General features: G+C 50.7%; 15 protein-coding genes. 7 read left to right on the forward strand and 8 right to left on the reverse strand.

What is annotated here, in order from left to right; translation table 11 throughout:
• Nucleotides 1–30 precede the first annotated feature (30 nt).
• Together M0L20_RS11110 and acpP are read left to right on the forward strand one after the other, a co-directional pair.
• Entirely contained in the window at nt 31–1,365 is a 1,335-nt protein-coding gene (locus M0L20_RS11110; protein WP_232561036.1) for a TolC family protein, read from the forward strand.
• A gap of 138 nt (nt 1,366–1,503) precedes the next feature.
• The gene (acpP, locus tag M0L20_RS11115) at nt 1,504–1,743 is read left to right on the forward strand and encodes an acyl carrier protein (protein WP_232561037.1); all 240 of its coding nucleotides are present in this window, start codon (nt 1,504–1,506) and stop codon (nt 1,741–1,743) included.
• 65 nt (nt 1,744–1,808) lie between these two features.
• Here the strand turns inward: acpP and M0L20_RS11120 are convergent, their stop codons facing one another.
• The 6 genes from M0L20_RS11120 to M0L20_RS11145 all read right to left on the reverse strand — a co-directional run bounded on the left by M0L20_RS11120 (nt 1,809) and on the right by M0L20_RS11145 (nt 9,427).
• Nucleotides 1,809–2,519, reverse strand: a complete 711-nt coding sequence (locus tag M0L20_RS11120) for a 2-phosphosulfolactate phosphatase (RefSeq protein ID WP_232561038.1) — start codon at nt 2,517–2,519, stop codon at nt 1,809–1,811.
• A 109-nt stretch (nt 2,520–2,628) separates the two neighbouring features.
• Nucleotides 2,629–3,720, reverse strand: a complete 1,092-nt coding sequence (gene gcvT / locus M0L20_RS11125) for a glycine cleavage system aminomethyltransferase GcvT (protein WP_232561039.1) — start codon at nt 3,718–3,720, stop codon at nt 2,629–2,631.
• Nucleotides 3,721–3,790: 70 nt separating this feature from the next.
• On the reverse strand, nt 3,791–5,248 hold the full coding sequence (locus M0L20_RS11130) for a TonB family protein (RefSeq protein WP_248477007.1): 1,458 nt from the start codon (nt 5,246–5,248) through the stop codon (nt 3,791–3,793).
• 89 nt (nt 5,249–5,337) lie between these two features.
• Nucleotides 5,338–6,795, reverse strand: a complete 1,458-nt coding sequence (locus tag M0L20_RS11135; RefSeq protein ID WP_248477009.1) for a TonB family protein — start codon at nt 6,793–6,795, stop codon at nt 5,338–5,340.
• A gap of 71 nt (nt 6,796–6,866) precedes the next feature.
• Nucleotides 6,867–7,508, reverse strand: coding sequence for a deoxyribose-phosphate aldolase (locus tag M0L20_RS11140; RefSeq protein WP_248477011.1), 642 nt, complete (start codon nt 7,506–7,508; stop codon nt 6,867–6,869).
• A gap of 59 nt (nt 7,509–7,567) precedes the next feature.
• Complete coding sequence (locus M0L20_RS11145) at nt 7,568–9,427, reverse strand: pseudouridine synthase (RefSeq protein ID WP_248477013.1); 1,860 nt, start codon at nt 9,425–9,427, stop codon at nt 7,568–7,570.
• Between the two features lie 244 nt (nt 9,428–9,671).
• Between M0L20_RS11145 and M0L20_RS11150 the strand changes: the two genes are divergently transcribed.
• Together M0L20_RS11150 and M0L20_RS11155 are read left to right on the forward strand one after the other, a co-directional pair.
• Nucleotides 9,672–11,648 carry an acetoacetate--CoA ligase gene (locus tag M0L20_RS11150; protein WP_232561044.1) on the forward strand — a complete coding sequence of 659 codons (1,977 nt, stop codon included), beginning with the start codon at nt 9,672–9,674 and terminating at the stop codon, nt 11,646–11,648.
• 248 nt (nt 11,649–11,896) lie between these two features.
• Nucleotides 11,897–13,627: a S41 family peptidase gene (locus M0L20_RS11155; protein WP_248477015.1), complete on the forward strand. Its 1,731-nt coding sequence runs from the start codon at nt 11,897–11,899 to the stop codon at nt 13,625–13,627.
• A 65-nt stretch (nt 13,628–13,692) separates the two neighbouring features.
• On the opposite strand, the gene M0L20_RS11160 is transcribed toward M0L20_RS11155, so the two are convergent.
• Together M0L20_RS11160 and ffh are read right to left on the reverse strand one after the other, a co-directional pair.
• Entirely contained in the window at nt 13,693–14,139 is a 447-nt protein-coding gene (locus M0L20_RS11160) for a hypothetical protein (protein ID WP_248477017.1), read from the reverse strand.
• A gap of 155 nt (nt 14,140–14,294) precedes the next feature.
• Nucleotides 14,295–15,614, reverse strand: a complete 1,320-nt coding sequence (gene ffh, locus M0L20_RS11165) for a signal recognition particle protein (RefSeq protein WP_232561047.1) — start codon at nt 15,612–15,614, stop codon at nt 14,295–14,297.
• A gap of 375 nt (nt 15,615–15,989) precedes the next feature.
• Here ffh and M0L20_RS11170 point away from each other — a divergent pair, with 375 nt between their 5' ends.
• The 3 genes from M0L20_RS11170 (at nt 15,990) to M0L20_RS11180 (ending at nt 21,830) form a co-directional block, all read left to right on the forward strand.
• Nucleotides 15,990–16,298 carry a hypothetical protein gene (locus M0L20_RS11170; protein WP_248477019.1) on the forward strand — a complete coding sequence of 103 codons (309 nt, stop codon included), beginning with the start codon at nt 15,990–15,992 and terminating at the stop codon, nt 16,296–16,298.
• A 339-nt stretch (nt 16,299–16,637) separates the two neighbouring features.
• Nucleotides 16,638–19,976: a SusC/RagA family TonB-linked outer membrane protein gene (locus M0L20_RS11175; RefSeq protein ID WP_435531829.1), complete on the forward strand. Its 3,339-nt coding sequence runs from the start codon at nt 16,638–16,640 to the stop codon at nt 19,974–19,976.
• 57 nt (nt 19,977–20,033) lie between these two features.
• On the forward strand, nt 20,034–21,830 hold the full coding sequence (locus M0L20_RS11180; protein ID WP_248477023.1) for a RagB/SusD family nutrient uptake outer membrane protein: 1,797 nt from the start codon (nt 20,034–20,036) through the stop codon (nt 21,828–21,830).
• Nucleotides 21,831–21,892 lie beyond the last annotated feature (62 nt).

Consider the following 21,892-nt stretch of genomic DNA (forward strand, 5'->3'; position numbering starts at 1 on the left):
GCTGAAAACGGTACGTTGAAACGTCTATCAATGAAATCGACATTTTTAACCCTAATCGCTCTTAGCACGATTGGTTTCGCTCAGGCTCAGAATCAAACGGCAGCTGTTACGGTGCCCGACGATCTGAAAGCGTTGGTGCAGCAGGCGAACACAAACTATCCCGCGCTGAAGCAGCAGCAACAACAGATCCAGGCTGGCGAAGTACGGGTCGATATTGCCCGGACGGCTATGCGGCCCAGCGCTACCCTGAACGGTACGTACACGTATGTAACGCCAGTCCCCCAATTTGCTATTCCGCTGAATGGGCAGGAAGTCGTTGCTAAACTGGCTCCCAACAACAACATCAACGCGAACGTATCCGTTGGGCAAACCATCTACGACTTTGGCCGGACGGATGCCGCGATCAAGCAGGCCGCTGATAACGTGCAGATTCTGCGCCGAAACTTTGAGCTGACGCAGCAAACGCTTGGCTATCAGGTGGCTGCGGCTTATTACGGCATCGGGTACTTACAGCAGGGCATTATCGTTCAGGACTCGGTGATTAAAACGGCAGCGGCTAATGTGCGTTTGCTGGCATCCCGCTTGCAGAATGGCGATGCACTTGAGTACGATGTACTGACGCAGCAGGTACGACTGAAAGCGTCAACCAACCGCAAGATCGAACTGCAAAATCAACTGGAGCGTCAGTTAGCGACCTTAACGTACCTGACCGGTGTGGCCAATCCTGCTACCGATCTGGCGATACAGCAGTTTCAGTTAGGTGTGCAGACGGCTCCGGTACAACTGTTTGATATTGAGGGTCAGCTACAGTCGGCGGCTACCGGCAACAAAGAGGTTCAACTGGCTCAGGACCGGGTTCGGGCGGCTGAAACGGACGTTCTGGTTTACAACCGGGCTGGCCAGCCCAGTATTAGCTTCAGTGGGTCAGCGGGTTACAAAAATGGTTATCCGCTTGAGGTCGAAAAGCTCCGGGCTAACATGGCTGCTGGGGTCAACATTGTAGCACCCCTCTACGCGGGCCGACGGTACAAACTGCAAAATCAAGCCGCTCAATTGAACCTGAATGCGAGCCGATATGCCGTTGAAACCGCCAATGCACAATTGCGACAAACGATTGCACAGCTAAACGCCGACATACGGAGTAACCAGACTCGGTTAGCCAACCTCGAAACGCAGGTAGTTCAGGCACGTAAGGCCCTGCAAATTGCCAATGCCCGGTTGCGGAACGGTGTTATTACCAACGTAGAACTACAAAGCGCTGAAACCGGCGTAGAGGAAGCCGAACTGGGCCGCCTGACTTTTCAGTACCAGTTACTGCTCAATCAGCTGGAACTGAAGCGGCTCTTGGGTGAACCGTTGTTTTAAAAGATCGTATTCCGAAGATTACAAAGCAACGGCTGTATCCGAATACGAGTCATTTGTTAAAAAACGATTAGTAAAGCAACAAAGAATAGTAACCAACCGTTACTAACGAATGGTAGCGGACTTCCTTACCGATCGATTATGAAAGCGCGTGTTACGGAGATATTGAAAAACTTTGGCGTTGCAGAATCCGCCATTACGAACGATGTACACTTTGTTCGCGACCTTGGCTTGGACAGCCTCGATACCGTCGATCTGATCATGCGATTGGAGCAGGAGTTCGGTATTCGGATTCCTGACGAAGACTACCCGAAACTAACGACGCTGCAAGGAGTCTTAGATTACCTCGAACACGAACAGCGCGTATCGGTTACGGCATAATCTAATTGGTGAATGCATTGGCTGGCGTCGCGCACGCCAGTCAATGCATTCACCAACTGCTTTTTTTATACTTCCATACTCACCAGCGAATTGCCCCGCAAAACAGGAACAACGTCGTACAGATCGTGTTGTAGACAATAGGTGATGTCTTTCTGAATGCCCAACCGTTGCAAGCGCCGAATGTGCGACGAGTTTGCCAGATAGCTAGGCAGATTATCTTTACCCTGGCAGTAAAGCCGCCAAGCCATGATGGCACTGTCTTCCGCCATCGCGTAGCTTTCCTTTAACCGTTCTACCAGCGCTCCGGCAAATAACGTGTCCTCCAGGTTGACGCGGCCTTTCCAGCCAGCGCACAAAACCAGCACGTCATACGGCTCCGTTTTCAAGCTTCGGGCAATGGCGTCCAGATTCAGGAACGACCCGACCAGCACTTTTACGGCTCCCCGCGAACGAGTGATCGCTAACGTACCATTGGTTGTTGTCATCGCTACATCAGCGCCCCGAATCTGCTCGTCCATGTAGGTGAATGGCGAGTTGTCGAGTTCAAAACCCTCTACTTTACGGGCGTTACGCTCGGCAGCCGCCAGGTAACCGCGCTCCTGCCACTGCCGACATTCGTCAATGGTTGCTACGGGTATAATACTATTAACCCCGTAAGCGAAAGCCGTAACCATGCACGATGTTGCGCGAAATACGTCGGCAACCACCACAATGGTATTTTCGGTGGTGTGAAGGTGTAATAAATCAGGGGTTAAGCAAACGTCAATTTGTTTCATAGAGCGATGTCTGAACCAGGATTTTTTTGATTAAACTGATCCTATCGATTATGTCGTAGAGACACTAATCAGGGTCGTCACTCAAATCAAAAAATCCTGGTTCAGACAGTTATTTTTTCACGAAAGGAAGTTTAACAACGTGCGATTTTAAGAGCCGGTCCCGCACTTTCACGTAGATTTCTGAGCCAGGTTTGCTAACAGCGGTTGGAACATACCCCAGACCAATACCTTTGCCGAGCGTAGGCGATTGAGTACCCGACGTTACTTCGCCAATGGTATTGCCGTCGGCATCGGTCAGTTCATAATGCCCGCGTGGGATACCCCGGTCAATCATTTCAAAGCCAACCAGTTTTTTGCCCACACCTTGTTCTTTCTGGCTCTTCAGCACGTCGGCGTCAACGAAATCGTGGGTGAACTTAGTAACCCAGCCCAGCCCCGCTTCGATAGGGGAGGTTTCGTCGGTAATGTCGTTGCCGTAGAGGTTGTAGCCCATTTCTAACCGGAGCGTGTCGCGCGCGCCAAGACCAATCGGCTTGATACCGTAAGGTTTCCCGGCTTCCATGATCGCATTCCATACGCCCTCAGCTTGGTGGTTTGACACGTAAATCTCGAATCCACCCGCGCCGGTATAGCCCGTTGCCGATACGATCACGTTCGCGTAACCGGCAAAATCGGTTTTCTCGAATGTGTAATAGCCCATCGAGTCCAGCTTGGCGGGGGTAAGTGATTCCAGCGCTTTAGCCGCTAACGGTCCCTGAACGGCAAACAAGGCCATATCGTCGGAAATGTTAACCAGCGTAACGTCGTAGTCAGGTGCGTACTGGTTGATCCAGTTCCAATCCTTCTCAATATTCGACGCGTTGACAACCAGCATGTATTCGGTTGCGCTGATACGGTACACGAGCAGGTCATCAACAATGCCGCCCCGACCGTTGGGCAGGTAGCTGTACTGAACCTTACCGTCGAAGAGGGTGCTGGCGTCATTGGCCGAAACCCGCTGAATCAGGTCCAGGGCACCGTCGCCTTTGAGAATGAACTCACCCATGTGCGACACGTCGAACATACCGACGCCGTTGCGGACGGTATTGTGCTCGTCCAGATCGGACGAATAACGAACGGGCATCTCGAAGCCCGCGAACGGCACGATCTTCGCGCCTAATTGCTGATGAATGTGATGGAGAGGGACTTGCTTAAGCGACATTTGCGCGGAATTTATCCGGCGAATTTACGAACAGATTATAGGTTTTGTCCTGTGGTTGTTCAGATTAACTTCAATGAAGCGAAAAATTGATCGGTAGATTGTACAAGACCCGGACGTTCTGACCTCGTAAGGAACCCGGTTTCCAGCGACCGCTCATTTTTCTAACTACGCGCAGAGCCTCTTTGTCCAGTTCGGGATGCACACTGTTGATCACTTCGTAGTCGCATAACGTACCATCCGTACAAACCACAAACTTAATAAACACTTTCCCTTCAGCACCAGACCGTTGTGCGTTAACAGGATAACTTAGGTTCTGCGCCAGGAAACTACCCAACGCGTTCATCCCCCCTTTGAATTCGGCTTGTTTTTCGACTTCGGTGTATCGCAGCGTATCGCTTCCGCTGATGTATGCTTTCCCCTGCTGACAAATACCTTTATCATACTGCTCGTCAAAGCCGTACGATCCGTCTTTGTAGCGACCCGTCCAGACACCTTGTTTAAGGCCATTCTGGTACAAACCCTGTTCTACCAATGTCGTTTGCTGTGAGCTGTCGATTTGTGATTCTACCGCTTCTGTGTAGACGGCATAACCGTTTCCTTCTTTTACGAGCTGCTGTCCTGCATCGTTCCAGTAAGAGGTCACCTCAATAGGTTTGTTGGTAGCAAATACGGTGGTACTATTGCTCGTCCATACGCGCTTGATCTGGCCGTTGGGATGCCACGATGTAAAGGCAAACCCGGTATCCGTTGATTCCGATTTCTGGGCCACTAATCCGTTCGGGTGGTAAGTCGTCTCTATGCCCGTTGGTTTTCCACCGTTATAGTAGGTTTGTTTCAGTAGATCCCCCGACTCGCTGAACGTTAAAACCTTGCCCTCCCACAGACTATCGGTATGATAATAGCCATGACGACGGGTCGGGGGATTGGATGAATCGTTTTTAGTATCTGTCTCGCGTATGAACGGTATGCGGTATTCTTCTTTCCAGGACGAACCTTTGGTTCTGTACACAATAATGTCGCCGTTGGCAAAGCCGTTGCTATCCAGCGGAGATACCTGTTTGAATCGAACGTTAGCGCTGCTGTCCGTCAGGCGTTTTTGATCGGCATCGAAGTATGCGATTTGTGCTCCGTCGCGATAAACGAATGGCTGATTGGCCTTGAACACAACCGAAGCTGTGATTTGCTGCCGAACGGCTTTGCCATCTTTCTGCGCGGGTTTCCAGGCGTTGAAAAGGTGAAAGACCCGCAGCGCTTCCCGGTTAAAGTCGGGCCGCAGATTATTCATCAGCTTTACATCGGATGGCTTGCCATCGGGTTCGATAACAGCGCTGATAATAACCCGTCCGCCAACGCCCGCTGCTTCAGCCGCAATAGGTTTTCGCAGATTAGCCTGAACGAAGGTGTTGAAATAAGCAATGCCACCACGCGGCTCGGCAACGCTATCGACTTCGAATGACTGGTAAGGCGTTTGTTGAGCGACAGCCGTCAAGGACAACAATAACAAGCTAAAAAGAAAGAATCGCTTCATAGGATTAAATGGATAGAAAGACATTTGGTAAGTAATCAGATACGCTTCCGGCAGTCGCAAAACGGGCGTGTATCGGTGCCGGGTAGAGACTACAATAGGGAGAAGCTGATGGGTATGTTGTATTTTGTTCGTGATTTCTGACCTCGCTGAATGCCTGGCTGCCAGTGGCCGCTCATTTTTTCGACAACCCGCAGGGCTTCCTGATCCAGATCGGGATGCAGGCCTTTCACGATATCATAATCACACAAACTACCATCTTCACAAACAACGAAGCTGACAAAGACTTTGCCCTGAGCCCTGTCTCGCTGAGCACTGACCGGATACCGCAAATTTGCGTTTAGAAAATTCTGTAATCCAGGTAATCCACCCTTGAACTTGGGATCTTCTTCTAACTGGTTGTAATGAACGGTATCTGCGTTCGCTGTCCAGGATTTCCCTGACTGAAAAATGCCCTTACTGTACTGTTCTTCGTACTGATAAGAGTTGTCTGCGTATTGACCGGTCCATTTCCCCTGCTTAACGCTGTTTTCGTAGGCTCCCTGTTCCGTATAAGAAATTTGCTTAGCTGGCTCCTTTCGCGATTTGACGGTTTGGGAAAAGACAGCCCACCCGTTTCCGTTCTTAACCAACTGACGGCCTGTGCTATCCCAGAGTCCAATACATTGGTTTGAAATCAGTTCGTGGGACGGACCAGCCGTCATTATTTCTTGTACTGACTTAATCTGACCCGTATCATACCAGGAGAATACAAGCTGGCCAGTACCTGAGTAATCTCGTTTTTCGGCGATTATTCCGTTTGCGTGGTAGAAGAGATGCGTATCAGCTGGCCGATTATTTTTGTAGGTGACTTTTTCGAGCAAGTTGCCTTCTTTATCGATTGTATAGATGGAGCCCAAGCCATCCTGCATCGCACTTTTGTAGCCTACCTGATACACCGGATGACCCAAAGGGCTTACGCGCTGCGTCCTTCTGCGTAGCAAACGATCTCTGTAATGCTCCTCCCACGTTTTGCCGTTTAGTTTATAGACAATACGATCGCCGTTAGGCAAACCATTCGTATCAACCGGCACTACTTCCTTAAAAGCTAATACATTGCTGACGTTCGTAGACGCTTGATTGTTGTCATTCAGATAGGTAATAATTGTCCCGTTCCAATAAGTAAACGGGGCGTTAGGCTCAACAAGTACAGGAGCCGTTATTTGCTGTCGAACGGCTTTGCCATCTTTCTGCGCGGGTTTCCAGGCGTTGAAAAGTTTGAATACCCGCAACGCTTCACGGTCGCAGTCAGGGCGTAAACGGCTGACCAGTTTTACACTCGAGGTACTGCCATCGGGTTCGACAACGGCGCTGACAATGATTCGGCCACCAATGCCTTCCGCCTGGGCCGCAATGGGTTTTCGTAAATTAGCTTGGATAAACGTGTTCAGCGAAGCAATACCGCCATGAGGACTAGCGACACTATCAACTTCAAAGGATTGGTAAGGTGTTTGCTGGGCAAAGGAACTGACACTGATAAAAAGCAAAAAGCAACGGAAAAGAACCTTCATAAACAGGAATGATGTAGATAGCCACTAAGGTATACTAAAAGCAAATTCCTGGTACGTGTTCGCCGATAAATTTAAGGGGTAAGCGGGCTTATCGACAATCGGTCAACACCAACTGCTACAAGTTGCTCAAGTTCTGCTTCTGTTGCGCCGTCGGCCACAATTTTGACGCCTACGGACTTAGCAACGTAACGACGAAAGGCCAGTGCCGCATCCAGCGAAAAATGGGTCGGTAAAGCACCCGTTTTATCTTTTATAAAATCGGCTCCGGCATCGGTCGCTAATTTGATCATCGCTTTCGTCTGATCCTGGTCGAGCAAAGACGATTCCAGAATGACCGTAAAAAACGTTTCCTGCGCGTGAGCCAACGCGACTAGCTTGGCTAGTTCGATTTTGAGCCAGACGGAAGTGGGGGAGAACAACGCCGATGTATTCAGGACAACTTCTAGTTCGCCCGCTCCGTCGCGCAAAGCCCACTCCAGTTCGGCTTGTTTTGCTTCGGTGCGCTGATACCCGAACGGATAACCAATAACCGTCGACAGAACCGCCGGGTGGTTGTCGCCTAGTTCGCGCCGGAACTTCTTAACCCAGAATGGCGCAACGGTCAGGCCCGCCAGACCAAGCTGGGTAACCTCGTCGAGCGCTTCGTATTGCTGGTTGATCGTGACACCGGGGTGTAGCAGTGTTCGTTCGATATAAGGGAAAAGATGATTCACGGCCGTTGATAAACAAATGGACGACCAATTTGGTCGTCCATTTGTTTGCTCTGAGAATACTAGTTGTTGAAATATTTCAGCTTTACCACCTCTTTGGGGTCGAGGAACCGCCATTTGCCGCGTGGAAGCTCTTTCTTGGTAAGACCCGCGTACGTCGTCCGGTCGAGTTTCGTTACTTCATAACCGAGGTGTTCGAAGATCCGACGCACGATTCGGTTACGCCCTGAGTGAATTTCGATGCCGATAACCTGAGCGTCGGGGGTAACGATGCTCACAGCGTCGGGTTTGATCGGGCCGTCTTCGAGCGTGATTCCCTGCTGAATCTTTTCGAAATGTTCGTCCGTGATCGGTTTATCAATCTCAACCTGATAGATTTTCCGAACGTTATTAGACGGGTGCGTCAGTTTGTCGGCCAGTTCGCCGTCGTTGGTCAGCAGCAGCAGGCCCGTTGTGTTACGGTCCAGGCGGCCAACCGGATACATCCGGAAATTGCCCGCGTCGGCAACCAGTTCCATCACCGTTTTACGCTCTTCAGGATCTTCCGTCGTTGTGATATAATCCTTAGGCTTGTTCAGTAACACGTACACAAAACGCTCGGGATTGAGAATTTTAGTGCCGTACTTCACGGTATCGCCATCTTTCACCTTATAGCCCATCTCCGTCACGACCTTACCGTTGACCGAAATATCACCCCGCGCAATCAGTTCGTCGGCTTCACGACGCGAACAAACGCCTGAGTTGGCAATGTACCGGTTCAAGCGCGTTAAGCCCGAATCAGCTTCCGAACGGTCGGGACGTTCACTGGTGTCTTTCTGCCGAGTGTTGCGAGGTTTGCTGTAGCGTTCGGTACGAATCTGCTCCAGGTTGTAGTCCGGAGCCTTTTTGAAAGCACCCGTCCGCCGTTCGCCCGATTCTTTACGTTGCTCTGGCGAAAAGCGCGGGGTACTGTCCTGCGAATCCCGGCTACGGAAATCGCTCCGTTTGTTATCGCGCTGATCGTCACCGCCGAAGCGGTTGCGCTCATCAGCATCCCGATTGAAACCGCCAACCCGTTTAAAAGCGGGCTTGTCCGAACTATCGTTTCGGTTGCGTGAGAAGCGCGAATCTTTACCGGCAAAGCGGTCGTTGCCACGCGATCCTGAACGATCCGACCGGTTTCTGGACTCATCGTTACGGTCAAACCGGGGGCGGTCGTTACCCGAACGGTCGTCATTACGTGGTCCGTCATTACGTGGTCCGTCATTACGGTTGAAGCGGGGCCGGTCATTGTCTGAACGATTTGACTCATTGCCAAAGCGATTCCGGTCGCGGTCGAAGCGGGGCCGCTCATCGCTTCGGTCGTTGAATCGCCGTTCGGTACCGAAACGATCGTTGTTCCGATCGAAACCTGGCCGTTCATCCCGGTTAAACCGAGGCCGTTCGTCGTTCCGGTTCGGACGCGAATCGCCAGACCGGTCGTCGCGACGACCCCGAGCGTTATCGTTCCGGTCAAAGCGCGGTTTGTCGTCGCGGTTGAAACGTGGCCGGCCGTTATTCTGATCCCGATTGAAGCGCGGGCGGTCGTTGTTCTGGTCGCGGTCGAAGCGGGGCCGACGATCACCAGAGCTGTCTGACCGCTTATCGTCGCGGTTAAACCGAGGCCGTTCGTCATTACGTGGTCCGTCATTACGGTCGAAACGGGGTTTGTCGTCGCGGTTGAAGCGAGGGCGGTCACCTTCAGAACGGTCGTTGTTACGTGGTCCGTCATTACGTGGTCCGTCATTACGGTTAAAGCGGGGTCGGTCGGAGTTGGTATCGCGGGAGCCATCGTTGCGATTGCCCGAGCCAGACGCGCGGTTGAAACGTGGGCCGTCATCCCGACGACCGAAGAAACGAGACTCACCGTCACGGCGGTCGTTCTTATCTGAATCCTGATTCATGGAAAAATACAGTAAATCGTACTGCTGTGCCTAATTTATTTGCTGATTATCAGCTTAGTCGCTGAAGCGTAGTTCAAAAGGGACGCAAAGTTACGGCTTTTCCTGATAACCGTACCGTGTCCGCTTTTGTCTAAACACATTTTGTTTTAAAAACAATCCATAGAAGGCATTGGTCGTTACAGATTTGTCATCTGTCTATGGCGCAGCTACGGACGACCAATTGGTAACGGTAACGGTTATTATTATGTCTCGCCCAACACTCACTCCTGTTTACACTCCCTCCCGACGCATTGCTGAGCAGTCACTCCTGAAAAAATACATGGACTGGCTATTTATTAAGAAAGGTTTATACTTCCGAGATTATGATGATCTGTGGGATTGGTCGGTGACCGATCTCGAAGATTTCTGGGAAAGTATCTGGCAGTTTTTCGACGTATACAGTCATTCGCCTTACCTACAGGTCGTGCTGGAAGGAAACTCGCGCGATATGATCGGTACGGAGTGGTTTAGAGGGGCAACGCTCAACTACGCCGAGCACATCTTTCGGCATAGCAACCTCCAACGGCCCGCCCTCATCTTCGCTTCCGAACAACGACCAAGACCGTTGAGTATATCCTGGCAAACGCTGGAACAGCAGGTCAACGCCGTAGCGACGTACCTTCGGCAGCAGGGCGTTGGCGTTGGCGACCGGGTCGTATCGGTATTACCCAATAGTCCCGAAGCCGTAGTCGCGTTTCTGGCTACGAATGCAATCGGAGCCGTTTGGTCGAGTTGCTCGCCCGATTTTGGTACCGCGAGCATTACCGACCGGTTTCAGCAGATCGAACCGAAGGTGCTGATTGCCGCCGATGGCTACACGTACAATGGAAAAGCAATTGATAAAACCGAAGCCATCCGGGAGCTGCGGATCAACCTGCCCACGCTCCAACGTGTTGTCTGGGTGCCATATCTCGACCGAAACAGTCGGCTGGAGCGGGCCGTTCTGTGGCAGGAGGTGCTGGACACGCCCACTTTTGACGAGCTGACGTTTGAACCCGTCCCGTTTAGTCATCCAATCTGGGTGCTTTACTCATCGGGAACGACGGGCAAGCCGAAGGCGATTACCCATAGCGTGGGTGGCTGTCTGCTCGAACACCTCAAAGTGCTGGCGCTGCATCAGGACGTTCACGTTGGCGAACGGTATTTCTGGTACTCAACAACGGGCTGGATGATGTGGAATTTCGCCATTGGGTCGATGCTGGTTGGCGCTACTCTTGTCCTGTACGATGGGGCTGCGGGTAATCCCAACCTGAATGTACTCTGGAACCTGGTCGATGAAGCCCGGATCAACCACTTTGGCGGGGGAGCCGCTTATTATATGGCTTGTCTACGAGCGGGGTTGACACCGATGAAAACAAACAAGCTGACACAACTCCGGACAATTGGCTCTACCGGGTCTCCCTTACCACCGGAAGGATTTCGCTGGATTTATGAACACATCAAGTCCGATGTGTGGCTGATTTCATTCAGTGGGGGGACGGATGTGTGCAGTGGCTTTGTGGGCGGCAATCCGTTGTTACCCGTCTACGAAGGCGAAATTCAGTGCAGGCTACTGGGTTCTAAAGTTGAAGCGTTCGATGCGGCTGGTAAACCCGTGCGGGGGGAGCTGGGTGAGATGGTGATCCTGCAACCCATGCCGTCGATGCCCATTTATTTCTGGAACGATCCGGGCAATGAGCGCTACCGCAAAAGTTATTTTGACGTATATCCGGGGGTGTGGCGACACGGCGATTACATTCGGATTACAGAACACAATGGCGTAATCATTCACGGTCGTTCCGATGCTACGCTCAACCGAGACGGGGTGCGGATTGGTACCAGCGAAATTTACAGTGCCGTAGAAAGCCTTCCCGAGATCATGGACAGCCTGATCGTTGGTCTGGAACAGCCGGGTGGCGGCTATTTTATGCCGCTGTTTATCGTGCTGAACGAGGGTTTTTCGCTCACCGACGAGTTGAAATCACGCATTAAACAAGCGTTACGGACTCAATTCAGTCCTCGTCATGTGCCCGATGCCGTGTACGAAATCAGCGAAATTCCATACACCATCAACGGTAAGAAGCTGGAAGCGCCCGTAAAAAAAATCTTGTCGGGGGTCGATGCATCGCTGGCGGCCAGCAAAGATACGTTGCGCAACCCGGCCTCATTGGATCAGTTCACGAGTTTTACAATCGGTAGTTAGGCGATGTTTTGGGGGAAATCGTTGTACAGAATTTGTACGTATACCAGCGTAAAATTCGCCAAAAAGGACGCGAGGATTGTAACTGGACTTAGGGATAATTCGGTAAGCCTGCGTGATCATCAATCAGTTCATTAATTGTTTTACAGCATTCCCTATTTTTTTGTGCCGAATACGGCTATGTGGCAAACATTTCGCTATATTCCAATCGTTTAGGGTATATACGAATGTGTTTAGGGAGGAACGAACGAATGGAGTCAGGAGAGCGCTTCAATAATGATCCGGCGGGCCAAAAAGGGGGCCGTCCAGTGATTCAAAACAGTAAGGCAACGGTTCGGCTACCTATGCTGCTGGGTATTACCCTAGCCGGTGGAGTGCTTATCGGCGCAACGTTTTTTGGTGGTACCAAAAGCCTGAATACCATCGGTCGAGGGTACACCAAATACCGGGAGATTTTACAGCTCATCGAAAATAACTACGTCGATACGGTCAATACCGACGAACTGGTTGATTATTCGATCGAGAAGATGCTGCAAAAACTGGATCCGCACACCGCTTACATGAATCCCCAGGATGCTATTGCGGCCCGGTCGCAGCTGGAAGGGGGGTTCGATGGCATTGGCGTCGAGTTCAACATCTTCAAGGATACGGTTTATGTGGTGACGCCGTTAGCCGGTGGTCCGTCCGAAACGGCTGGTATCCAGAGTGGTGATAAGATCATTAAGGTGGATGATACGCCTTTGGCGGGTAAGAAGATCGAAAATAGCGCTGTATTCAAAGCGTTGCGTGGTAAACGGGGAACGGAAGTAAAACTGACGATTCTGCGGAAAGGAGAGAAGGAGCCTAAGGTATTTGCGATCACCCGCGACCGGATTCCGACGTATTCAGTGGATGCCGCTTACATGATCGATAACAAGACCGGTTATCTTAAAGTCAATCGTTTTTCGGAAACTACGTACGACGAGTTCAAAACGGCCTTGACCGCACTGAAAGCGCAGGGAATGACGCAGTTGCTCATGGACTTGCGCAACAATCCGGGAGGGTACATGGATCGGGCTACGAGTATTGCCGATGAGTTTATTTCGGGTAACAAACTTCTTGTCTACACCGACGGCAAAGACAACCGGTATGACCGTCAGACATTTGCGCGTATTGCCGGACAGTTTGAAGAAGGTCCGCTGATCGTGCTGGTTGATGAGGGTAGTGCGTCGGCATCGGAGATTGTAGCCGGTGCGTTGCAGGATCACGACCGGGCTCTGATTGCTGGTCGCCGGTCGTTTGGAAAAGGACTGGTACAAATGCCGGTAACGCTTTCCGATGGTTCGGAGCTGCGTTTGACCATCTCACGCTACTATACACCAAGCGGTCGTAGCATTCAAAAACCGTACGTGCCGGGCCAGGAGGGCGATTACGAAAAAGACCTTGAACTACGCTCGAAGCGGGGTGAATATTACATCGCCGATTCGATTAAAAATGACCCAAAGCTAAAGTTTAAAACCGACGGTGGACGCGTCGTATACGGTGGTGGTGGTATCACACCCGATTACTTTATCCCGCGCGATTCGAGCTGGCAGACGAGCTATCTGGTGCAGTTGTACAGCAAGAACATCATTCGTGAGTTCGCGATGGAGTACACCAATGATAACCGGAAGAAACTGGAAAAGATGCCATTCGCTGAGTTCGACCGGGCTGTTACAATCAACGACGAAGAACTGGGCAAATTGACAAAACAAGCAACGGCTGAGGGCGTAAAATTCAACGAGAAAGAATACAATCGCTCGAAAAATTACATCCGTACGCAGGTGAAGGCGCTGGTTGCCCGGAGCATTTACCAGAAAAATAACAAAGGCGGACAGAACAACGAATTCTTTCGGGTTATTAGCGAATCGGACGATACGTACCAGAAAGCCCTGCGACTTTTCGACCGGGCGGGCAAACTGGAGCACGGCATGTTTACATACAACGCGCCGGATAAAAAGTAAGCGTAGATAAAAATGGATCAGGGTCCAATGAGCAACACAAATCGCTCGTTGGACCCCGGTCCGTTTTATGGCTTTGGCTTTTTGCTAAACTGGTAAGCTAACCCGAGGTAGGTTTGCATGATACCGTACTTAAAATCTTTGCGGGAGTAGGGCGACAGTTCGAAAGCAGCCCGTAAGTTTGGAATAAAAGGCACTTTCGCCCGAACGCCAAAATGAAGCGAATAGCCTTCCAGCACATCGCGGTTGTCGATACCGTTCAGGAAGTTGGCCCGAATACCGAGACCTGCGTAGTAGTTTACCTGCTCGCGCCGAACAATGTTGACCATGGGGCAAAGTGTCGTACTCAACGATTCGAACGCGGTGTTGGTCTGAAAACGAGCGTCTAGCCAAATGGCGCGGTCGGCATTGCTGCTAACTGTCACAACGGAGTTAAACGGGTAGTAGGCCACAGAAGCCTGACCAAAGGCAGTAGCGGCAAGGCTCAGTAAGAGGGCGGTTAATGCATGTTTCATGGCCGCAAAACAACAACTTTCCGGCCACAAACAAAGTCAACGGTCGGTAAAACGACTCATTGGCATTGTTGGCAGTAATTGAGAGGGGGTCTGATTTGTGGTATGCCGTATCCCCAGGATACGGCATACCACAAATCAGACCCCCTCTCAGTCGGTTACTTCATCATTTTATTCAGCTTGCCCGATGCCTGCATGGTGTTCATTTTCTTCATCATCTTCCGCATCTCGTCAAATTGCTTCAACAGATTGTTTACCTGCGTGATGTTGGTACCGCTACCGGCAGCGATGCGTTTTTTACGGCTTCCGTCGATAATGTCGGGACGTTGCCGTTCTTTAGGCGTCATTGAGCTGATGATTGCTTCAATAGGCTTGAAAGAATCGTTGTCGATATCCAGGTCTTTGATCATCTTGCCCATTCCCGGAATCATACCCAGCAGATCCTTGACGTTACCCATCTTCTTGATCTGCTGTAGCTGCGAGAGGAAGTCGTCAAAGTCGAACTGGTTTTTGCGCATCTTGGCGTTGATGCGTTTCGCTTCTTCTTCGTCAAACGCTTGTTGCGCCCGCTCTACCAGCGAAATGACGTCGCCCATCCCCAGAATCCGGCTAGCCATCCGGTCGGGATAGAACACGTCAAGGGCTTCCATTTTTTCGCCCGTGCTGATGAACTTGATAGGCTTATTGACAACCGTCTTGATCGAAAGAGCCGCACCACCGCGTGCATCACCGTCGAGCTTGGTTAGTACAACACCGTCGAAGTCAAGGCGCTCGTTAAACGTTTTCGCCGTGTTGACCGCATCCTGACCCGTCATGGAGTCAACGACGAACAACGTTTCGGTCGGGCTGATCGCTCGCTTAACGGCTTCGATCTCCTGCATCATCGCTTCATCGACCGCCAAACGGCCGGCTGTATCAACGATCACAATCTTCTTGCCCGTTTTACGAGCTTGAGAAATCGCGTTCTGCGCAATCTGAACAGCATTTTTGTTTTCTGGTTCCGAGTAGACCTCTACGCCAACCTGCTCGCCAAGTACTTTCAACTGGTCGATAGCCGCCGGGCGGTAAATGTCAGCCGCTACCAGCAGTACATTGCGACCCTGCCGTTTCAGGTGCGATGCCAGCTTACCAGAGAACGTGGTTTTACCCGATCCTTGCAAACCGGCGATCAGAACAACGGCAGGATCACCTTTGACGTTGATGCCCTGCGCTTCGCCCCCCATCAGTTCGGTCAACTCTTCCTGCACGATCTTAACGAACAACTGGCCGGGTTCTACCGAGATAAGCACTTTCCGGTCGAGGGCTTTGTCGCGAATCCGGTCTGTAATGTCTTTGGCAACCTTATAGTTTACGTCGGCATCCGTTAATGCTCTACGTACTTCTTTAATGGTGGCCGCAACGTTGATTTCGGTGATGCGACCTTGCCCTTTTAGGGTCTTGATCGCCTTATTGAGTTTATCCTGAAGGTTCTCGAACATAGTTTATTACAAACGATAGCACAAAGATAACAGTTTCCGTCGGGCATCAATTGTTACATCGTATTCTGCCTTATTTTATGAAATGCTTTCCGACAAGCTAAGTATACAATAAGAGTAGCTGCTATATGCATAGATAATAGACGAAATACACACGTATGTAGCTCACCATAAAAATATGTTCTTTTTATGATTGTCAGAACAATATAATATTTGGCATTATAGTTGATAGTGTAAAACTATTTCCAGTTGCTTAGTTTGAAAATAAATACAATTATATGGCTTAATTGTACTAATCTTGTGGTTATATTTGTAGCTGTGCTTCATACGTACATAGATTACTGATACTACCCTAGAGTAACTTTACTAAACTACCTCATGAGAACTAACTTAACTAGGAAAGTAACGAACTGCGTAGCTATTCTATCATTGGTAGCCTGCCCGTTTGTACCATCAGTTGTCAAGGCAATGCCAGCGCAGGGTGGTCTCCGAACCGTAACCGAAACGGAGAAGCTTGCTAAAACGCCCGTCTTAGCGCGCAACACAACCGCAAAAACGGAAACTACGCCGACTACAACAACATCGAAAGAGCCACAACATGACAAGAAGACAATCAGCCGCTGTTGGAAGCGACTGATGAATATGGTTCGCGAGGTAAATCAGGCTCATAAAAACACGGATAAATAACCTATCTTATTTCTTATAGATAAGGCTCTGCTCACGCAATCAGGTGGGTGGAGCTTTTTTTCGTCCTTTCGCAGGACTTTTTAGCACGCATCGGGCGAAAAATAATAGTATATTAAGTTAAAATTGTCTGTAAATAAGTGCATATAAAAAGAATTTCGCATAAGTAGAATAAGCCGATCTTACTATTACGTAAGTACATTTAACGCTCTGGTAATATAGACCAATCTAATTTTGCAGCATTATCAGCGATGGTAATGGGTGTCTTTTTATAAGTCTGTATCGTATTCCAATTCGTTAGGACACGTAATTCTTCCTCAATTTTTTCTAAATTTTAAAGCTATGAAGAGAAATGTACCGCTAAGGCAGGTTGTTTTTCATTCTTGCAGAACAACGCGTGTGAAGTTAGCTGCCTCGCTGCTCATTGGAGGCTTATCAGTCGGCAGTGTGTTTGCTGGAGAGGCCGTTCGGCACACCAAGCCTTTCGTTCATGCGGCTCATTCGGTCGCAGATCAGGTGGTGACGGGGACGGTATCCGACGAAAAAGGCGATCCCTTGCCGGGCGTAAGCATTGTGGTCAAAGGGCAGCAGCGCGGCACAAACACAGATGCGAAAGGACAATACCGCATCTCGGTGCCGAACGGATCCGCAACGCTGGTCTTTTCCTTTGTCGGGTATCTCCCGCAGGAAATCGTAGTTGGCAATCAAACGGCGCTGAGTGTTACGCTTAAGACTGACACTAAATCGCTGGAAGAGGTTGTCGTCGTTGGGTATGGTACGCAAAAGAAAATCAACCTGACGGGCGCGGTCGATCAGGTGACGAGTGAAGTGCTTGAAAACCGCTCGTTGCCTAACCTGACCCAGGGCTTGCAGGGTACGATTCCGAACCTGAACCTGACGATGGGTGATGGTAAACCAACTCAGTCGCCTGTTTATAACATTAGAGGAACTACATCGATCGGTCAGGGTGGTAATGCACTGGTGCTGATTGATGGGGTAGAAGGTGACCCCAGCCGACTTAATCCCAACGACGTAGCGACCGTTTCGGTGCTGAAAGACGCGGCATCGGCGGCTATCTACGGAGCGAGGGGTGCGTTTGGCGTGGTATTGATCACGACGAAAAATCCGACTAAAGATCGGACCAGCTTCACGTATTCGGTCAATCACTCGATCAAAAGCCCGACGACCGTTCCGAAGTTTGTGACGAACGGATATCAGTTTGCCAAGCTGTTCAACGAAGGCTGGACGGCCTGGAACGATTACTCGCAGACGCCCCAGAACATTAACAAAACGGTGCGTTTTTCGCCTGCCTATCTTGCGGAACTTGAGCGTCGGAACAATGATCCGAGTCTGCCCAAAACGGTTGTCGATCCAACATCGGGGGAGTATGTGTATTACGAAAACACGGATTGGTACGGTGAACTCTACAAAAAGAGTACCAGTGCTACTGAGCATAACCTGTCGTTTTCGGGCAGCAGCGGTAAGGCCGACTTCTACGTGACGGGTCGCTACTACGGGCAGGATGGTCTTTTTCGGTATAATTCCGACGATTACAAAATCCTGAGTTTGCGGGCCAAAGGGTCTATCCAGTTGTACCCCTGGCTGAAAGTGTCGAACAATGCCGACTTCTCGTCCATGAAATACCATAACCCGCTGAACGTCGGTGAGGGCGGTGGTATCTGGCGCAATATTGCCGACGAGGGCCACACGGTTGCTCCCATGTTTAACCCGGATGGTACGCTAACTTACTCGGCGGCTTATACGGTTGGCGATTTCTGGTACGGCAAAAACGGCATCGACATGGACCGTCGGGTGTTTCGGAACACGGCCGACTTCGCTACCCAGTTTTTCGATGACCGCTTTCGGGTAAAAGGAAATTTTACGTTCCAGACAACGGACAACAACGAATACCGCACGCGCGTACCAATTCCGTACAGCCGCAAACCGGGCGTTATCGAATACGTCGGAACGAACACGAACGACCTGCAAAATATTTATCGCGAAACGCTTTATACGGCAACCAATCTGTACGCTGAATACGAACCTCGGTTCAGCCAAAATCACTACGTAAAAGTGCTGGCCGGTTATAACTATGAGAACTCGAATTATCGGCGGCTCGAAGTGCTTCGCAATGGGCTTATCTACGAAGATGCGCAGGATATTAACCTGGCCTTGGGCCAAGCCATTACAACGGGCGGTGGTATGGAAAAATGGGCGATCCTGGGCGGATTCTATCGGCTGAACTACGGCTTCAAAGACCGTTATCTGCTCGAACTGAACGGGCGCTACGACGGCTCATCGAAGTTTCCGTCCAGTGAACGGTACGCGTTTTTTCCATCGGTGTCGGCGGGCTGGCGCGTCTCGAACGAATCCTTCTGGAAAGTATCGCCCAAGTTGTTTACGGATCTGAAAATTAGGGCCTCATACGGATCGTTGGGGAACGGTAGCATTGCGTCTTACGCTTTCCAGGAGCAATTCGCGATTTCGCAGGCCAACGTTATTCTGAACGGAGTAAAGCCGCAGTACACCCGTCAGCCGAGCGTAATTCCAAACGGTCTGACGTGGGAAACGTCCACAACGGCTGACTTAGGTATCGATCTGGGAATGCTGAACAATCGACTGACCTTTACGGGCGATGCCTATGTTCGGAAGACGACCGGAATGTTTACCGTTGGGATGACGCTCCCCGCCGTTTTCGGAACCGATGTGCCGAAGGGTAACTACGCTGACCTAACCACCAAAGGGTGGGAAGCGGTGCTGACCTGGCGCGATAAGTTTGCCGTTGCCAGCAAGCCGTTGAACTACGAAGTTCGCTTTACCATGTCTGATTATCAGGCTACCATCGACAAATTTAACAACCCAAACAAGCGGCTGACGGATTATTACGATGGGCAGAAAGTAGGCGAGATCTGGGGTTATGAAACGGCTGGCTTTTTCACGTCCGAAGAAGATATAAAAAACTCGCCGAAGCAGACGCTGTTCAAAGCGTCCAACACGGGACAGTGGCTACCGGGCGACATTAAATTCCGGGACCTGAACGGCGACGGCGTTATCAATAACGGCGACAATACCGTGGGGAATCCCGGCGACCGGCGCATTATTGGTAACTCGACGCCCCGCTATACCTACGGTGTTATGCTCGGAGCCGACTGGAACAACTTCTTCGTCTCTGCTTTCTTCCAGGGCGTCGGTAAGCAGGACTGGTGGCCCGGTTCAGAAGCAGGTAGTTTCTGGGGGCAATACAACCGGCCTTACAACAAACTACCCGAATGGCAATTGGGTAACATCTGGTCGGCAGACAATCCGAATGCGTACCTGCCACGCTACCGGGGGTATGTATCGCAGAACAGCGCCGGAGAATTGTACCAGACTCAGACTCGGTACCTTCAGAACGCGGCTTACCTACGGATGAAGAATGTTCAGGTCGGTTATAATCTGCCGCGTTTGTTTATCAAAAAAGTGGGTATGAACAGTGCGCGCGTGTTTGTGTCGGGCGAAAACCTGCTAACCTGGTCGCCACTTTACAAGATCACGAAGGATATCGACATCGAGAACATTGGCCGGTCGGACGCGGTGCTGAACCCACCATCCAGCAGCGATCCGAACAGCAACAACAGCGGTAACGGAAACAACTACCCAATTCTGAAAAGCTTCACGTTCGGGCTGTCGGCTACATTTTAATAGCTACGGCAAAAACGAACGGTGCTTTCAATAGACAAATCATTGACATCATCAATCATGAAATCATACTATAGCTTGCTTGTCGGGGTTGGGCTTTTCCTGACCGGATGCAGCGATCTGGAGCAGATCCCAGAATCGACGGCTTCGAAGACAGCGGTATTTTCGAGTGAAAAAGGGCTTGAACTGTACGCCAACTCTTTTTATACCCCGCTGACGGGCCCCGACTTTAGTATTCTGCCAACGGCCAACAGCATTATCCGGGCCGATGAAATGGCCGATTATTCGGCTCGTACGCAGGTACCTGATTTTCTACGTGATGGCGCGTATGGACCTCGGCAGAGTTCGGGCTGGGATTGGCGCGCTTTGCGGAACATCAATTACTTTATTGCTAACGTACCCAATCCGGCCATTGCACCCGATGTACAACGCCATTACATTGGCCTGGCCCGGTTTTTCAGAGCCTTATTTTACTTCGATAAAGTGAAGCGGTTTGGCGATGTACCCTGGATCAACAAGCCCCAGGATATTACCGATCAAAGCTTATACAACGGTCGCGATTCGCGGGCAGTGGTCATGGACTCGGTGCTGGCCGATCTTGACTACGCTACGCAGAACATCCGAACCACGAGTGATAACTCACGTAGTATGATCACCAAGTCGGTCGCGTACGGCTTCAAATCGCGGGTGTGTCTGTTCGAAGGAACTTTCCGAAAATACCGCACCAGCTATAACCTGGGTAGCACGGCCAGCAAATGGCTGACCGAAGCGGTCAACGCGGCTGATAAAGTGATGAAAGAAGGCGGGTTTAGTCTGAACGAAGCGGGCGGGACCGACAAGTCGTACCGGCAACTGTTTATCAACAAAACCCCGGTGACGAATGAGATTATGCTGTCGGCGGTGGTTGACCCAACGTTAAGCGTGTATAATGACGCCAACTGGTGGTGGACAAGCGCAACCTACGGTTCGCGGGTAAGCCTGATCCGAACGTTTGTCAATACGTACCTGAACAGCGACGGAACACCGTTCACGAGCAAAGCCGGTTACGAAACGTTGCCGTTCACCGAAGAAGTAAAGAATCGCGATAAGCGGTTGCAACAAACCATCCGTATGGGCAACTACACCCGCGTAAACGGCGGTGCGGTTGAAGCTGCTCCACCTATTTTCTCCTACACCTACACGGGTTACATGCCCATCAAGTGGTCGCTGGACGATACGTATTACGATGGCGGCACGCGCAATGACAACTCGATTTCGATTATGCGCTACGCCGAAATCCTGCTGAACTACGCTGAAGCCAAGACCGAACTCGGCACACTAACCGATGACGACTGGGCGAAAACGGTGGGTGCACTTCGGAAACGGGCCGGAATTACGAGTGGCTTAACCACCAAACCGGCAGTGGCGGACCCGTATCTGAAAGCTAACTATTTCCCGGATATAGCTGATCCTGTCCTGTTGGAAGTGCGTCGGGAGCGGGGTATCGAGCTGGCGTTGGAAGGATTTCGTTTTTACGACATCGTCCGCTGGAACCGTGGACAATTGATGGAGCAGACCTGGAACGGTTTTTACGTACCCGCCCTCGACAAACCGCTCGATTTGAACGAAGACGGTAAAAACGATGTCGTTTTCTACAAAACCAAGCCCGCTACGCAGCTACCGGGCGTTACGTACGTCAATGTAGCCGAGACGGTCAACGGCGTTGCGAATCCACAACGTTTGAAAAACGATACCTACGGCGAATTAACCTGGCTGGCTAACATTCCCCGAAAATGGGATGAGAAATATTACCTCTACCCAATCCCGGAAAATGATCGGCTACTGAATCCCAAGCTCGGCCAAAATCCCGGCTGGTAAACAAACCGGTCTTATTTCGCGCCTTTATGGGGAGAAATAAGACCAGTTGCCCTTCCTTTGAC

Origin of the sequence: Spirosoma liriopis (assembly GCF_023196085.1) — a bacterium.
In the GTDB taxonomy this organism is placed as follows: Bacteria; Bacteroidota; Bacteroidia; order Cytophagales; family Spirosomataceae; genus Spirosoma; species Spirosoma oryzicola.

Bases quoted from the DNA above. Each gene is read 5' to 3' on its own strand.
- M0L20_RS11175 (WP_435531829.1), top strand. From the start codon at position 16,638: ATGAAGAGAAATGTACCGCTAAGGCAGGTTGTTTTTCATTCTTGCAGA.
- M0L20_RS11170 (WP_248477019.1), top strand. From the start codon at position 15,990: ATGAGAACTAACTTAACTAGGAAAGTAACGAACTGCGTAGCTATTCTA.
- gcvT (WP_232561039.1), bottom strand. From the start codon at position 3,720: ATGTCGCTTAAGCAAGTCCCTCTCCATCACATTCATCAGCAATTAGGC.
- M0L20_RS11135 (WP_248477009.1), bottom strand. From the start codon at position 6,795: ATGAAGGTTCTTTTCCGTTGCTTTTTGCTTTTTATCAGTGTCAGTTCC.
- ffh (WP_232561047.1), bottom strand. From the start codon at position 15,614: ATGTTCGAGAACCTTCAGGATAAACTCAATAAGGCGATCAAGACCCTA.
- M0L20_RS11110 (WP_232561036.1), top strand. From the start codon at position 31: ATGAAATCGACATTTTTAACCCTAATCGCTCTTAGCACGATTGGTTTC.
- M0L20_RS11145 (WP_248477013.1), bottom strand. From the start codon at position 9,427: ATGAATCAGGATTCAGATAAGAACGACCGCCGTGACGGTGAGTCTCGT.
- M0L20_RS11160 (WP_248477017.1), bottom strand. From the start codon at position 14,139: ATGAAACATGCATTAACCGCCCTCTTACTGAGCCTTGCCGCTACTGCC.
- M0L20_RS11155 (WP_248477015.1), top strand. From the start codon at position 11,897: ATGGAGTCAGGAGAGCGCTTCAATAATGATCCGGCGGGCCAAAAAGGG.
- M0L20_RS11150 (WP_232561044.1), top strand. From the start codon at position 9,672: ATGTCTCGCCCAACACTCACTCCTGTTTACACTCCCTCCCGACGCATT.
- M0L20_RS11130 (WP_248477007.1), bottom strand. From the start codon at position 5,248: ATGAAGCGATTCTTTCTTTTTAGCTTGTTATTGTTGTCCTTGACGGCT.
- acpP (WP_232561037.1), top strand. From the start codon at position 1,504: ATGAAAGCGCGTGTTACGGAGATATTGAAAAACTTTGGCGTTGCAGAA.
- M0L20_RS11120 (WP_232561038.1), bottom strand. From the start codon at position 2,519: ATGAAACAAATTGACGTTTGCTTAACCCCTGATTTATTACACCTTCAC.
- M0L20_RS11180 (WP_248477023.1), top strand. From the start codon at position 20,034: ATGAAATCATACTATAGCTTGCTTGTCGGGGTTGGGCTTTTCCTGACC.